Annotated in this window: 10 protein-coding genes and 3 pseudogenes; 8 read left to right on the top strand and 5 right to left on the bottom strand. The window is 46.6% G+C overall.

Features of this window, described 5'->3' with window-relative positions; all coding sequences use genetic code 11:
• Positions 1 to 21: 21 nt before the first annotated feature.
• Entirely contained in the window at positions 22 to 4,398 is a 4,377-nt protein-coding gene (locus GC090_RS22145; protein WP_324022190.1) for a type I polyketide synthase, read from the bottom strand.
• Between the two features lie 91 nt (positions 4,399 to 4,489).
• On the opposite strand from GC090_RS22145, the pseudogene GC090_RS22140 reads away from it, so the two are divergent.
• Positions 4,490 to 4,708, top strand: a pseudogene (locus GC090_RS22140) (IS481 family transposase); the annotation flags it as partial.
• Positions 4,641 to 4,941 (top strand): annotated as a pseudogene (locus GC090_RS22135) (AAA family ATPase); the annotation flags it as partial. The pseudogenes GC090_RS22140 and GC090_RS22135, both read left to right, overlap by 68 nt.
• Here the strand turns inward: GC090_RS22135 and GC090_RS22130 are convergent.
• The gene (locus GC090_RS22130) at positions 4,928 to 5,638 is read right to left on the bottom strand and encodes a KAP family P-loop NTPase fold protein (RefSeq protein ID WP_324022188.1); all 711 of its coding nucleotides are present in this window, start codon (positions 5,636 to 5,638) and stop codon (positions 4,928 to 4,930) included. The pseudogene GC090_RS22135 and the gene GC090_RS22130 overlap by 14 nt on opposite strands.
• 161 nt (positions 5,639 to 5,799) lie before the next feature.
• Between GC090_RS22130 and GC090_RS22125 the strand changes: the two genes are divergently transcribed.
• The 3 genes from GC090_RS22125 (at position 5,800) to GC090_RS22115 (ending at position 8,094) form a co-directional block, all read left to right on the top strand.
• A complete protein-coding gene (locus GC090_RS22125) occupies positions 5,800 to 6,069 on the top strand; it encodes a TetR/AcrR family transcriptional regulator (RefSeq protein WP_416381892.1) in 270 nt (89 codons plus the stop codon).
• Between the two features lie 49 nt (positions 6,070 to 6,118).
• A protein-coding gene (locus GC090_RS22120; protein WP_324022186.1) for an IS3 family transposase occupies positions 6,119 to 7,239 on the top strand; the annotation gives its coding sequence in 2 pieces (ribosomal slippage) (positions 6,119 to 6,377 and positions 6,377 to 7,239; 1,122 coding nt in all).
• Positions 7,240 to 7,380: 141 nt separating this feature from the next.
• Positions 7,381 to 8,094, top strand: a complete 714-nt coding sequence (locus GC090_RS22115; protein ID WP_324022184.1) for a 4'-phosphopantetheinyl transferase family protein — start codon at positions 7,381 to 7,383, stop codon at positions 8,092 to 8,094.
• Positions 8,095 to 8,245: 151 nt separating this feature from the next.
• Here GC090_RS22115 and GC090_RS22110 read toward each other — a convergent pair.
• The 3 genes and pseudogenes from GC090_RS22110 to GC090_RS22100 all read right to left on the bottom strand — a co-directional run.
• Positions 8,246 to 8,947, bottom strand: a pseudogene (locus GC090_RS22110) (IS3 family transposase); the annotation flags it as partial.
• A gap of 493 nt (positions 8,948 to 9,440) precedes the next feature.
• Positions 9,441 to 10,721, bottom strand: a complete 1,281-nt coding sequence (locus tag GC090_RS22105; RefSeq protein ID WP_324022182.1) for a hypothetical protein — start codon at positions 10,719 to 10,721, stop codon at positions 9,441 to 9,443.
• Positions 10,705 to 11,742: a nucleoid-associated protein gene (locus GC090_RS22100; RefSeq protein WP_324022181.1), complete on the bottom strand. Its 1,038-nt coding sequence runs from the start codon at positions 11,740 to 11,742 to the stop codon at positions 10,705 to 10,707. The genes GC090_RS22105 and GC090_RS22100 overlap by 17 nt, the downstream gene beginning before the upstream one ends.
• A 755-nt stretch (positions 11,743 to 12,497) precedes the next feature.
• Here GC090_RS22100 and GC090_RS22095 point away from each other — a divergent pair.
• The 3 genes from GC090_RS22095 to GC090_RS22085 all read left to right on the top strand — a co-directional run bounded on the left by GC090_RS22095 (position 12,498) and on the right by GC090_RS22085 (position 14,743).
• Positions 12,498 to 13,535 (top strand): tyrosine-type recombinase/integrase, encoded by a 1,038-nt coding sequence (locus tag GC090_RS22095; protein ID WP_324022179.1) that lies wholly within the window; start codon positions 12,498 to 12,500, stop codon positions 13,533 to 13,535.
• Between the two features lie 585 nt (positions 13,536 to 14,120).
• Positions 14,121 to 14,390 carry a hypothetical protein gene (locus GC090_RS22090; RefSeq protein ID WP_324022177.1) on the top strand — a complete coding sequence of 90 codons (270 nt, stop codon included), beginning with the start codon at positions 14,121 to 14,123 and terminating at the stop codon, positions 14,388 to 14,390.
• Between the two features lie 14 nt (positions 14,391 to 14,404).
• Positions 14,405 to 14,743 carry a type II toxin-antitoxin system RelE/ParE family toxin gene (locus GC090_RS22085; protein WP_324022175.1) on the top strand — a complete coding sequence of 113 codons (339 nt, stop codon included), beginning with the start codon at positions 14,405 to 14,407 and terminating at the stop codon, positions 14,741 to 14,743.
• Positions 14,744 to 14,899: the final 156 nt, after the last annotated feature.

Genomic DNA, 14,899 nt, shown 5'->3' with positions numbered 1-14,899 from the left:
TAAAAAGGGATGAAACGTGAATTAAGCGCGTTTGCTGTTGTGGCTCTGGCGACGCCTTTGAGCTCGTTGGGCAGCATCGGCACGGGCCGTGTCGAAACTTCTGTTGCCGGTAATACTCGCAGCCAGTTTGCGGACTGTGGGATATTGAAAAATATCCACCATGGACATAGAGGCATTGACAGATTGATTCACTTGCCCGGTCATTCTTAAAGCCAGTAATGAATGTCCGCCCAATTCAAAGAAATTGTCGTCAATACCTATTCCATTCAGACCAAGTAATGACTCCCAGACCGCAACAATTTTTTCTTCGGCAGTCGTTTGGGGAGGCTGATATTCGCTCTTCATGTCAGGACGAGGAGCTTTTTGTGCCGATGCATCATCTACAGAACTCGCCGCTTCGTGATGGTTTTCGACCCATTCCCGATAACGCTGTTGAAAGTCAACACTGGAAATGATTCGCTGCCCCTGCAGATCCTGCCAACATTGCCAGAGAAACCGGCGTCCCTGAGCTGGCTGCATTGCATAGCGATTAAGTTCAGAGCCAAATGCTCCCTGACGGAAATGCTCAGGCACGTCTTCGTCATTTCCAAATTCCCATGCTTCCCAATTCAGCAGTGTCCAGCGCGAAGAGTGATGCCGACGAAGCTCGGCAACGGCAGCATCGAGCCAGGCATGCATGGCTCCGTAGATATACATACCGATACCGCCAAGCACAGATGAAATTGATGAAATGACATGGCAATGCGGCACCTCAAGCGAAGAGGCAACTTCTGCCATGTTGTGCAACCCTTGGCTTTTTGCCGCAAAGCTCAGCTCACAGAATGGTGCGTCCACATCGCGGATTAGCTGATAATGCATAGATGCATCAATACCGGCTGTATGAATAAGTACGTCCAGACTCCCCATATCCGTTCTGGCTTTCTGGCATGCGGTCATCAACGAGGAGACTGACTGCACATCTGCTTCCCCCAACGTCAGACGTCCCGGCCACCGTTGCATCAATGCTTCAATCCGGTCAGCGCGTTGCATTCCTGCCTCAACACTCTGCTTTCTTAGGGTCTCGAGCGAGCTACGCTGTAGCAGACAGACATGTGCCTGACTGTTTTCAAGAAAGACCTTGGCATACTGGAGCCCTACCTGCCCACCACCGCCTAGGATGACTACGGAACGGGGCGGTGTTATTTCACCACTGCTTTTTTCCGTTAGCGGTGCAGCGAGAAATCCTTCACCAAACCGATCAGCATCTCGCAGAGCGACCACGGCAGGCGACCGGGCAGTCACTTCATGTGCCAGTAGCAACTCATTCTGCCCGTCTGTATCAATCAAACGGGTCGTCAAGGCAGGGTACTCTTGGTTGAGTGACTTGACAGCAGAAGTCAAGGCTACCAGTGCAGGGCAAGGGGACGCCAGCAAATCGACGGCAGACTGGGTAATGATCCGCAGGCAACGAGCCCCCTGTCCCCGCCAGTTTCTTACCATATCCAATAAGATCAGCAATGGTTTGAAGGTTTCCCGGCGAAAGGTCTCAGGATGTAATAACAGTAAGATATTGTCAGGAGCCTCTTTCATCATCTTGTACCAGGACTCTGCATCAAACGAAATGATGCGCGTTCTGTCACCTTGACAGTTCAGTCGGCTGCATAACATGTCAGCCATTCCGGCTGTAGCAGAGGAACCATCCGTTATGAATAACCATTCACCCGTACTTTCCGCCACCCTTTCCGGCCGAGTTAGCGGCACCCAGCAGCGCTGATAACTGTTCAGAGTCAGGCGTTCAGTACGCTGTTTTTCAGTCCAGCATTCAGTTAACTCAAAGGGATAACCGGGTGGCACAGGTAGAGCAGGTTCTGGCCGACGGTCATGAATGTTCTGCCACTGAATGTTTATCCCCTGCTCCCACAACCGACCAAAAGCTGTCATCAATACTTTATCTGCCTGCTCTGACTCTGCCGGATGCGGTAAGACGTTAATACAGGGATGATGCGTATTCTGAGAAGCCAGTGCTTTCAGCGTATGTCCGGGACCTACTTCAATAAAGCAGACCGCCTTGTCCGTGGCAGCAGCCCTTCTGACCGCCGCAGCAAATGCGACCGGTTCACGCATCTGACGTACCCAGTAATCCGCCTGACTGATGTGTGCAAAGGGTTCAATCTGTGCAGTAAGTGTTGATATCACCGGTATTTGTGTGGCTGAAAAAGATGCGTTCTGAAGAGCCTCACGAAATGCAGGCAAAATTGGCTCAAGTAGTCGGGAGTGAAACGCACGCTTAACTTTTAAAGGTTGATAAAAAATTCCTGCCTGCTGAGCACGGGTCATAACCCGGGAGAGTTCATTTTCGCTACCGGAAACAACACTTAACATGTCACTGTTGAGCGCGGCAATATCCACTTCTGTCCCGTGCAAAAGTGAGGGCAACAACTCTGCGCCAGCCATGATGCTGCACATAGCGCCAGGCGCTGTCTGTTGGATCAACTGTGCCCTGACAACAACCAAGCTTGCTGCATCCCGAAAGCTCATTGCCTTTGCTGCAACCATTGCCGAATATTCGCCAAGACTGTGGCCCAGCATTAGGTCTGCCTTGACACCGCAATGGCTTAAATATTCAGCCAAAGCAACCTCCAGCGCTAAAAGTCCGGGCTGGGTATGTTCAGGCATATGGATTTCATTCTGCAGTTCGAATAATATCGCGCGATAATTTTTACCCGACAACTCACGCAGAATGGCTAATTTTTCATCTAGCCTCTCGCGAAAGTAAGTCGAAGATTCGTATAACTGTTTCCCCATACCTGCATACTGCGAACCCTGTCCGGTAAACATCATTACGATGGAAGGCATAGTGTCCGGAACAGTAACGCCGCTTCCCGCATTTTTCACACCCGCTTTCAATTCCTCAATGCTGTGTGCAATAACACTCTGACGTACAGGAAAGGCGGTTCTTCCGAATCGGGTCATCGCCGCTGCCTTTTCAATAGCACGGTCATCTCCCTGCCATCCTGCCCAGCTATTCCGAACTCTGCCCAAAGCTTTTTGGCTAGGTGCCGAAAGTAAAAAGAGATGTGGCGAAGAAGATAAAGCAGAGGATGCCGTCAACACAGGTGCCCCACTCAAAATTACATGGGCATTTGTGCCTCCAATACCCAAGGCGCTAATGCAAGCGTAACGAGCATTTTCTGCCAGTACCCGAGGCTCTGTGTTAATAAAGAAAGGCGAGTCTTCCAGCGTAATATGTGGATTAAGATGCTCAAAATTCAGTTGTGGGGGAAGCTGACGATGCTTCAACACAAGGCAAGCTTTAATGATGCCAGCAAGGCCACTTACGGTATCCAAGTGTCCCAGATTAGCCTTTACAGATTGCAATGCGCAGGTAGGTTCCGCAACTGATTTCGTGGGCCAAGCTTCCTGAAGCGCTGCAAATTCAACAGGATCGCCTAATTGGGTACCTGTTCCATGCGCTTCATATAAAGCAATGTTTTCAGGCGCAATATTGCTTATTTTCATTGCCCGCTGAATAACACGACGCTGACCGGATACAGAGGGAGCGGTAAAGCCTGCTTTATCCGCTCCATCATTATTCACTGCACTACTTTCCAGCACACCTAAAATGTTATCGCCATCTTCAAGTGCTTTATGCAGAGGTTTGAGAACCAGAACTGCAACACCATTCGTGAAGACGGTACCGCTGGCATCACGATCAAAAACACGGATCTTGCCATCTACAGACCGTATTCCACCAGCCAGATAATCGTATCCCTCACAGTGAGGGGCTGCCAGTGACACGGCTCCCACCAATGCCATCTCGGCCTGTCCTGTTAATAAAGCAATACGAGCCTGATGGAGAGCAGCCAGTCCAGAACTGCATCCGCATTGTACGGAAAATGCCGGCCCTGTTGTGCCAAGTTTCCAGGCGATTCGGGTTGCCAGGAAGTCTGGAAGGTTGCCTAGTAAGGCCTCATTTTCCGTTCCCGCCTGCAATTCACCTGCCAGATTTTGCAACAGATAATGGTTCTCACTAGCCGAGGCGAATACCGCCGTAACCGGTAACGATTCCCTGTTCATATAGCCAGCATTTTCCATTGCCCACCAACTATGTTGCAGCAGATGTCGATGCTGAGGGTCCATTTTGCTGGCTTCATGATAAGAGTAACCAAAGAAGTGATAATCAAAACCTTTCAGGTTTTCCACACCCCCCCAGGCATTTATGTATTCATCTCCAGGATAGGCATTATTATGGAAAAAACAGCGTTTATTTATCAATCCCATCCATAAATCATGATCATTACTAACTGATGGGAATTCGAATGAACTTCCTATAATAGCAATTTTATTCATAATAAAAACAACGTCCTTGTGATGATAAGTACTATCAAAAACAGTGAGTTTAAAATAGTAAGATATCATTATAATATAAGAATAACTGTAGTATTATCACAAATTAAAAATTAAATATAAAGAAATTCTAATGTATTTGCTTAATTGTGATCTGTGTCATCCTTTTGATACCCGAAAATTTGAATACCACTTTCCCACCGTTATTGCAGCAAAACTGGCAATTGCCGACGATCTGGCCATATCGCTGGCCAGAATGTCGGATGAAGACCGGGCGTTTATCGACAGTATTCTGACTGAGACGCTTAACCGTAGTGAAGTACTCGTCCGCATTAGAGACTATTTTCGTAGCAGACAATCAGGAGAAGACCATGAGGGTTGAAGTGATGGAGCATTATGGACTGACGCAGTCTATTGAACAGGCCGGGTATTATGAAACTGCCCACCATAAGCAGTTGATGAAAGACATTAAGGGTGCGATACATGGAAATGGTTGAAGACGGCGGTGGTCGGCTACCCGTCGTTCTGGCCGGTCACCCAAAACTGCGTAATGATCTGCATCGCCCGGCGATGGAGGAAATTGGTTGTCGCACCGATATTTTTACGCTGGACGGGAAAAGTTGGCCACCGACCGTACCAGACGCAGCACTTCCACGGCCTGAGACGGCTCCAGCCGGTCGAGATCATCGATGATGACGATAAAATTCAAGTCAAGCAGCCTGATTTTTTTATCAAGGCTGGCGTGCAGGTCACTTGCAGTCTGCTGTCGGCCCGATAGATCAAGCTTCGCAAGCGTCTCCATACCCTTTGCGGCCATCCCGAGGACTGGAACGAAGTTGCCGGCAAACTCTGCCAGAGGCGCAAGTCGCCCGGAGGTCTGCCGGAGATAGTTTTGCATGTCCAGCGCCGCGCCGGTTTTCCTGCCCCTCCGGATGCGGCGTTGGAATTTCTGCCAGAGATTACGTGGGGGCGGCTGGCGCCTTTCCTCTTCCTCCCGGAGAATTGCGGCTACAGGCAAGAGCAGTGAGTCAACCGGGCTCATGCTATTAGCTCGCAGCCACGGCGCTAAGTGGAGAACGTATGTGCCGTCGGGTTTAAGATCTTCCAGTTTATTCATCAGTAGGCGGAGCAGGCTGGTTTTCCCCGCGCCCCTTTTTCCTTCAATCCCGATCACTGTACTGACGTCATTGTCCAAGGCCAGTATGCTGCGGACAAGACCTGCTGCTACGCCTTCAAAACCATAGCGGTCTTCTTCAGCCCGGCTGACGGGCGCCTCGGTGCCTGCGCTGAAACCGCTGTCTCTTACCGTCATGTCATAAGCCCCCGTTCAGTGGGTGCAGTTCATCCAGCACGGATGCCACGTCCGGCGCCGCCACCGTCGCCAGAAACCCCGCTTACAGCTGCAGATACTCTTCCGGTTTTACAAAAATCCAGAATATGAGCGCATCCTCATATTAATAATGAAGGTTGTTAATGGCTACTCGCATTCCCACAGAACACCGCGCGATGCGCAAACGCCCCAAACAGCAGCGTTCCCAGAGTACGGTGGAGAGTATTGTCGAGGCAGGTGCTCACGTTCTGGCGCAGAGAGGCTGGGCAAACTTCACGACCAACGAGGTGGCGCACACCGCCGGCGTCAGCATCGGTTCGCTGTATCAGTATTTCCCGAATAAGCTGGCGATCGCCGAGGCTGTTCGCAAAAGGCATCTCGATGAAATCCTTGACCTGCTCCCCGTTGATTAATACACCGCGATGCTAGTAATGTCTTCATAAGCCACATGAGGACACCCCCATGAAGAAGCGTTTTTCCGACGAACAGATCATCAGTATTCTCCGCGAGGCTGAAGCCGGCGTTTCTGCCCGGGAACTCTGCCGTAAGCACGCCATTTCCGACGCCACGTTTTATACCTGGCGTAAGAAGTATGGCGGTATGGAGGTGCCTGAGGTTAAGCGCCTGAAGTCATTTGAGGAAGAGAACGCCAGGCTCAAGAAGCTGCTCGCCGAAGCCATGCTGGATAAGGAGGCGCTTCAGGTGGCTCTGGGGCGAAAGTACTGACGACAGGCCAGAAGCGGGAAGCCGTGGTGTTGATGTGTGATGCCACCGGTCTGTCGCAACGTCGTGCCTGCAGGCTTACAGGTTTGTTCCTGTCGACCTGCCGTTATGATGCTCAGCGTCCGGCTGCTGATGCACATTTATCAGGGCGCATTATTGAACTGGCACCGGAGCGCAGGCGTTTTGGCTACCGCCGCATATGGCAGTTACTGCGCCGTGAAGGGCTTATGGTTAATCACAAGCGCGTGTACCGCCTTTATCATCTGAACGGGCTGGGCGCTAAACGCAGGCGTCGTCGTAAGGGTCTGGCGACTGAGCGGCTTCCGCTGCTCCGCCCGGCGGCGCCCAACATGACCTGGTCGATGGATTTCGTCATGGATGCGCTGGCTACCGGTCGCAGGATCAAGTGCCTTACCTGCGTCGATGACTTAACAAAGGAATGTCTGACGGTCACTGTTGCCTTCGGGATTTCAGGCGCGCAGGTCACGCGTATTCTGGACAGCATTGCGCTGTTTCGCGGCTGTCCGGCTACGATAATAACCGTTCAGGGCCCGGAGTTTACCTGCCGCGCACTCGATCAGTGGGCCTTTAAGCATGGAGTTGAGCTGCGACTTATCCAGCCCGGCAAGCCGACACAAAACGGATTTATTGAGAGTTTTAACGGGCGCTTTCGCGATGAATGCCTGAATGAACACTGGTTCAGCGACGTCAGTCATGCCAGGAAAACCATCGGCGAATGGCGTCAGGATTATAACGAATGTCGCCCGCACTCCACGCTGAATTATCAGACGCCGTCTGAATTTGCAGCGAGCTGTAGAAAGGGCAATTCTGAGAGTGAAGGATCCGACATTACTAATTGAGCCTTGTATTTAATTCTAGGGGCAGGTCAACATCATGTGTCATTCTAAAAAAATATCCCCTGAGGCCAGTCTATGAAATGTACAGTGGGTAAGGTATGATTGTACTTCTGTTTAAAATATTACAAATAATTGATAGATTTTATGTTTACTGAAACGAAAAGTGACTCCGACCCTCCTTTCATCCAAAATATTAACATGGGTTGGGTTGAACCATTTCCGTCTATGTTTTATTGTCAGGTTAAATTTTCAGTTGAGCAATATGATGACGAACTTTTTACTGAATTTTCAATTCCTTTTCCGGATCAACTGATTCTGGCCGTTGTGAAACGAAAAGCTGAATATCTTGCAGCACGTTATGCTGCGCAAAAAGCTCTCAAGCTATTTGGTTGTAACGAAACACCAGGGACGTCATCAAACCGCTCTCCGGTTTGGCCATCTGAGTGGTGCGGAAGTTTGTCGCACTCTGATGAATGCTCCATAGCAGTAATTGCTCCAAAGAAATCGGGTATGACACCTGGTGTTGACATAGAGTTTTTTGCTCCGGAAACAATGAGGGATACAGCAGACATGTTTGTGTCGGCGGATGAAAAGTATGTTCTTTCAGACAGCGGCATTGACTATACTACTGCGTTATTACTCATCTTTTCCGTGAAAGAGAGTCTTTTTAAAGCGCTCTACCCTGAAGTTGGACGCTTCTTCAATTTTGATGCAGCCAAAGTTTGCAGAATCGATACTTCAAATAAGAAGATAACATTAGAATTGACCCAAAACCTTTCGCGTAATCGCATTACAGGTTCTCGTATAGAGGGCTATTATAGTATTTCAGATGGCAGAGTTATTACAGTGGTAGCCTGAAGGTTTTCTTTGCTGACCTAGTAAAGCTCTTAGAGGGATGTTCTAGATTTGATGATTTAATTTATGATTGTTTTTTGTGCTCTCTATATCCTGTTGCTACTGTTCTTATAACGGTGGCGTGATATTTAACGGTATAATGGTACTGTCAGTAACCAAGTTTATCTCTACTTTCGTGGGTCCTGATGTAGGTTATGTCCGTCACCCAACGCTTATCCGGAGCATCCGGATTGAACTGCCGCTGGAGCCTGTCAGGTGACACGATACTGGCTTCGCCTTTACGTGCCCGTGGGCTACGGTACCCAACCTGAGCTTTTATTCCGGCACGCTTCATCAGCCGCAAGACCCGGTTCACTCCGCACTGCTGCCCGGTATCACGCAGATCGAGATGGATCTTGCGATAACCATAGACGCAGCCAGACTCAAGCCAGAACTATTTGAAGCATCTGGTCTGCATGGTGGCGCTGTGAATGTGGCTGCTGAAGCCAGAAATAAAGTCCACCCGGATTTACATCCAGAACCCGACAGAGCAGGTGAACAGGCCAACAACGGCTGTTGTCGCGGATAAAGGCGTACCTCAGTCGGACAGCTTTGCGAAGTACGCCGCGGCTTTTTTTAATATGTCCCGTTTGTCGGTGACCCGCTTCAGCTCTTTCTGAAGACTGCGGATCCCGGCCTGAGCATCCGACTGTGCATTATTAGTGGAAGAATCCGGACCGTACTTCATTATCCAGGCGTAAAGGCTGTGGGTGGTGATATCGAGACGTGTTGCAACGCAGGAAACACAATGACCACGATCAACAACCTGTTTGACTGCTTCAATTTTAAACTCTTCTGGATAACGCTTACCGCTCATGGGCACCTCTCTTTAAGTCATCTTAAATGACTCTGAGGTGTCTGTTAAACCCGTGGCGATTCACTTGTGAACTTTGTGATTATGATTTTAATTATGTATTACCCTCAAACCCAGAATAGTTAAATAAGGTATTCCTTTACGTACTCAGATGGCATCACTGGCTCCTCACCTGCGGCTTTCGCAAAATTCACATAGCGTTGTCAGCCGCGTTAATAGATATACAATCTGGTGATAACCGTCTCAAATCGTTGTATATGCGACCTCAGCTTTCATATCATGTATTATATTTCAAAAAAACGACAATGTTAATTCAACCTCCAATTGCTAGTTTCAAAAAATATAAGTAATTAGAAATGCATGACTTGGTATTTTCAATAAAGTCGCAAAGCCATCCCCATCCAAATATAATATCAATTCCCATCATGATAAGGAAGAAAAACATTGAAAACGCTATATATTTTATAATACTTGCTATAATTTTATATTCAAAAAATTACTTATTCAATGCAGATCCTGCAATTTTGTTATATTCGTCCTCATCGAGAAAAGAATATAGCTTACTCTTCCACACCTCCCGACTCTCATTCATTATGGCAATATGCTTGGTATTGATTCTCAATGTTATGAAGGTTGATAATAAAATATAAATTGAAAGTGCTATAAAAACATAACCATAAACATGACTATTTCCAGCCATTCTGGAATTATCCATGGCATATTTAAAAACTATAGTTGCAAGAACAAGTGCGAGATCTTTCCATAAAGTGCTAGCAATATCTTTTGTCTGTTGTACAATCTTCTGAACTTCTTCTACCAAATTCTTTCTCAGGTCACCTAGCGTTTTCAACGTTTCTTTACTAGCCGAAAGTAAATGAGCCCTGTAAAGGAGGCGTGCTGATTCAAAAGCAGAATTCATTTTCTTAACGATCCCAGTTTCGTATGCAACAGTCTCAGGCCATTCACGAGCAAGCTCACATGTAAAAAGTGTGTGTTTTATCTCGATTTCATCACCTGCTAAATAGATCCACCTTACTATTTCATTGAGGACGGGATAGATATGGATTGGAGCATTACTTGGAGTAAATAACAAGTTCTTTGGTGGTTTACCACTTATTTTTACATATAATTCTTCATCAATCTTATCCACTTCATTAACAATTGTTAAAAGAAGGTTCCTTACAGCTGATATTTTCCACTCATCAAAATAAGGGTTTTTAATATCAACATTGTCCATTATCATCCATGGTGATATATTAGTCGGAAATTCAATGCCAAATGTAGACACCTTCACGAAATGGCGAACTTTCAACTTGACATTTTTTTCACCATCTTCACCTTCCACTGGTTCAGACAACCATGGATGTACAGCAAAAGAATTGGTACTGAAGCCAGAGGTTAAACCCAGTAAGAAAACATTGCTACAATTATATGGCGAAGTAGAATCAGCCAAGAAATCAGACCAACCTTCAATCGAAAGGAAGTAATAAGAGTTTTTATGTTGTTTAAAACTTAGGTATACCGTGCATTCAGTACCTGGGCAAGCCTTCTTAGGCTCAACATAATCATCAAATGAGTCCTTAAAACTAAAATTGAGCCAATCTTTTTTTTTGTAATCATATATATTTTGCCATTTATTGAGACATATTTTCGTCATTGTTCCAATAACGATTGCAGACTGATTGACTTCATCATATGTTTCAGTCACTGTTGACAGCGGGTCAGAAAGTCTTGTAGAGCTAATCGCCTTATCAATAAGTTTAAGAAGTGAAATCATCCTGTTTTAATCCTGTAGTTATGATTTTTATTTCATATTTACCATTAGGTAATGGTTTGCGTTGAACTTTAGAGTTATCGTCAAAGATTATTGTAACACCCTCTTTTGTAACCCATTTATAGGTTGCTGGTTTTTCTATGTATTCTGGTTTAACCTGAAACGACTCACCGAGAAACCCTGACTCCTTCACTTTTTTATTAAAAGCCTCCTTGATTTTTGGTATGTCATCGAGTGGACCAAATATTGCCGTTAGAGTTGTATCAGGATCAACTGTATCAAATGAAAACTCTTTAGTCCCTAAGTGTTTATATATTCTTTTCACACCATCTGTGGCAACATGCTCCGGGAGAAATGAGCGATTTTCTTTGAATACATCTTTTAAAGCATCAAGCAATTTTACATTAAGGTCAACTATAGAATTTGAACGCTTAACCTCTAAAAAAACCTCGAAATATTCTGATATATGCGCCCGATTACTTCGGTCAAGAACAGTGATATCTCCACCCTGTACTGGGTCGAGTTTTACCAATGCAACCTTCTGAATAGAGTCAGCTTTACGTGTAAATGACTCGGTAAAAAACTCTAATTTTGGTTTGTAATTTTTCTTGTTTGCATCAAGATAATATCTTACTACTTCATCATTCTCGTACTTAAGTAATGCATAAAAACGTTTAACACCTGAATTAAGTTCAAAAACAAAGAAAGCACCTTTACTAGCATTTCCTTTATGTTTAGTGTGAAAGTCTACCGCTAATTGCTTGGATTCTTCAGTGAAATTCGTTTTCGGGTGCTTATTTATTTCACTCATAATCCTGAGAATTCTTTCAACGTTAGAATTAGCCTTAAATTTGAAAAGATTCCCTTTGAGACTGCTTTTTATCCTCGCCAGAAAAAATTCAGTATAAATCAATGGGGTTATTTCTTTCAAAGTTATAGGGGCAGTTAATCCTTTACCTACAACATGAAATATCATCTTATTAATAGTGAGTTGCTGAATTTCTTCTTCAGTTAGTAAGCTCATTTATTTGCCTGTGTAAAGTAATAAAAATCAGTCCCAATACGTTATCAAGCCTAATGATAATTCAAAAAAATCATGCAGCAATAGATAAAATTAAAACAAAAAAACATATTATTCAGATGGTTATGAAAATACACATCTCAATTGTAAAGATTTAAATTTAAAAAAGTTCAATTAGGCTTATACCTCTTAGAGCTTCACATTTAAAACCATTCCTTATGTCAAATTATCACGGTAGCTCAAGGTAATGAGAATGTTTTCAAATGATTATGCCTGTGACCTGCCCCAAGATTAGATACAACGCTCAGTTAGTAATGTCAGTTTGTTTACCTTCTAATTTTCCATTTCTCCAGCTTGCTGCAAATTCAGCCGGCGTCTGGTATTTCAGCGATGAATGAGGTCTGGACTCGTTATAGGCCCTCTCGACGTAATAACTGCCAGATGCGCCGGTACCCAAAACGCCATCGTTCGGGCGCCTGTTCTGTGAATAGGTGTTTTTTGAACCTTACGCGCTCGGGGCGCCCCGCCTCTTTCTGGTTACTAACCTTGCACGCCTAACTTCATATAATTGTGTTTATATGAAGCTGGGATCCGCCTGAGGATCGATGTATGATTAGATCCTGAACTGAGATCATGAGGGCACGCCCCTCTCAGACTTATGCGGACAAATTAACAGGCATCGCTACATGAAATCTGCAGGGCTAACCCCCTCATTTTTTCTCAGAATTCACGTAGCGTTGTCTCTGGCAGGGACTAAAATGGACAATTCCAGACCACAGTGGCTCGTATCCGACATGCAACTGCCAGCCCGGGCTGACATAGTGGCCCAGCTCCAGGCGTTTATTCAGGACCGTGAGGCCTTTTCTGACAATACCTGGCGTCAGCTGCTCAGCGTGATGCGGATCTGTGCGGGCTGGGCGAATGAATACGGCCGCACCTTTCTGCCCATGGCGCCAGACTGTCTGCGAGAGTACCTGTTTTGGCTGCAGGCAAACGGTCGCGCATCTTCTACCATAAGTACGCACCTTGCGTTGATCAGTATGTTACACCGTAACGCAGGACTGACCCCGCCCAGCGCTTCGCCCGCAGCATTCCGTGCCATGAAAAAAATAAACCGCACTGCTGTGGTAGGTGGCGAGCGTACAGGCCAGGCAATACCGTTTCGCCTGACCGACCTTCTCAAGCTTGACGCACGGTGGTCGGGGTCAGATTCTCTGCAGCAGAAGCGGGACCTTGCGTTTCTTCATGTGGGATACGCCACTCTGCTGCGTCTGAGCGAACTGGGACGTCTTCGCGTACGTGACGTTTCGCATGCTGAAGACGGCAGGATTGTGCTGGACGTCGGCTGGACGAAAACAATTGTGATGACCGGTGGTCTAATCAAAGGACTGGGTGCGCTTTCGTCGCAGCGCCTGAGCGAATGGCTGAACGCGTCGGGCCTGATCAACGTGCCTGATGCCTATCTGTTCTCACCTGTTTACCGTACTAATCGTGCGAAAATAAATACTGACAGGCCGCTGTCAACACGGGCACTGGAAGATATTTTTGCACGCGCCTGGCACGAGGCGGGTCCCGGCCCGGATGCCAGGCCTAATAAAAACCGATACCGGAGATGGTCAGGACACAGTACCCGGGTCGGCGCTGCCATCGACATGGCCACAAAAAAATACAGTACCGCACAGATTATGCAGGAAGGAACCTGGAAAAAGGCCGAAACGGTGATGCGCTATATCCGGCACGTTGATGCCCATGCCGGTGCGATGGTTGACTTTATGGATGCGAATACGGGCAGGTGAAAGGCTGAACGGGAAATTTTTCCTTGTGACAGTTTACCCTTAAGCTTTTTTTTACTTATTCTTTCTGTCGCACCAAAGCATCCACCTGAGTTGATATCAAAAAATCCCCGCGAGCGCGACGCAGTCAGTAAGGCTCGCCTTGCTTCTGGTGCCCCTGTTTTTAGGCAAAATCGGGGAGAAGGTGGCTCCTGTCCCGGTAATGAGCGCTCTGATTATCTCCCCCAGTCATGCTTATCGCAGATTAAATTTCCCGTAAACTCAGTGCCGTTACCTGCCACAAAACTTAAGCTGATAAAACCTGATGTGAACTTTCACAACCTGCCTAATCCTCTGACCTGCGTTGTTATTACTCCATTCGTGCAATCCGCATACATTTTTATGGTTTTGCAGGCATTCCACATGGCATCACCCAGGGCTTAATCAAAAGCAGTGGGTAAATATGTACACAATTGTTCTACTCAGATTATACTCTCAGTTGCCCACTTCAAACAGTGGTACACCGTGTCGTTCGGCCGAGCAATTCTGTGAGGCTTTTTAAAATTTTAAGGCACAATTTGTCCTGCTAATCGCGTATGAGGTCCCTCTATGTCACAAACCATGTCCCAGAAACTTGCCCGAGACAGTCTCGGCAATGCAGGAACGTTCGAAGGCGGCGTATACGTTACCAAAAATGGTGTTGCTGAACTGTTCATCCAGACCGCAGCTGAAAGACAGGCTGAATTAAAGGAGCTTGAGCAGGAAAGAAACATTAACGCGCTTTTTAAGCTTGCCATGCAGGCGAAAAAAGAAATTACTGACGGCAAGGGCATGAATCCTGAAGAAGTGCTGGAGAGATTACGTGCGGCCAGAAACTGAATGTGAGGTGTTGAGTGTCTCAGAAGTATCAGGTCTTAATCTCACCTCTGGCAGAGCAGTGCCTTAAAGACATTGAGTCCTATAAAAGTGGGACAGTAGGGGCGCAACAGGCGGCCACTTTGGTGGATAACTTGCTGATGGAATCCGTAACAAAAATCGTTCAGGACCCGGAAAGATACCGCTATAACGCTTATCTGTCTGACAGGGGACTGATGTTGCGGGAAAGACTGGATGTGGATGGCGAGTACCGCGTGATTTATGATTTTGACGGCAGCGCAGTTCACATACTGCTAGTCATCAGTATGAAGCAGGATTTTGGCAAGATGCTTTACCGGTATAATATCTTGAAGTGATACTCAATGCCCGGATACCCGGGCTATTATATATGGTCAGTCATAGGTGCAACTTAAGTCTGTTTACTACTGATGAACACTGGATTCATTATCAGCTTCGCGAGTCCTGTGCTTGGTTAATTTTGTTCAACGTAAGCAATCCGAACTATAAACCGT

The sequence above is a fragment of the Pantoea sp. JZ29 genome (assembly GCF_035190385.1).
Taxonomy (GTDB): Bacteria; Pseudomonadota; Gammaproteobacteria; order Enterobacterales; family Enterobacteriaceae; genus Pantoea; species Pantoea stewartii.
This window is presented reverse-complemented; position numbering and strand designations above follow the sequence as displayed.

Bases quoted from the DNA above. Each gene is read 5' to 3' on its own strand.
- GC090_RS22145 (WP_324022190.1), bottom strand. From the start codon at position 4,398: ATGATATCTTACTATTTTAAACTCACTGTTTTTGATAGTACTTATCAT.
- GC090_RS22130 (WP_324022188.1), bottom strand. From the start codon at position 5,638: ATGACGGTAAGAGACAGCGGTTTCAGCGCAGGCACCGAGGCGCCCGTC.
- GC090_RS22125 (WP_416381892.1), top strand. From the start codon at position 5,800: ATGGCTACTCGCATTCCCACAGAACACCGCGCGATGCGCAAACGCCCC.
- GC090_RS22115 (WP_324022184.1), top strand. From the start codon at position 7,381: ATGTTTACTGAAACGAAAAGTGACTCCGACCCTCCTTTCATCCAAAAT.
- GC090_RS22105 (WP_324022182.1), bottom strand. From the start codon at position 10,721: ATGATTTCACTTCTTAAACTTATTGATAAGGCGATTAGCTCTACAAGA.
- GC090_RS22100 (WP_324022181.1), bottom strand. From the start codon at position 11,742: ATGAGCTTACTAACTGAAGAAGAAATTCAGCAACTCACTATTAATAAG.
- GC090_RS22095 (WP_324022179.1), top strand. From the start codon at position 12,498: ATGGACAATTCCAGACCACAGTGGCTCGTATCCGACATGCAACTGCCA.
- GC090_RS22090 (WP_324022177.1), top strand. From the start codon at position 14,121: ATGTCACAAACCATGTCCCAGAAACTTGCCCGAGACAGTCTCGGCAAT.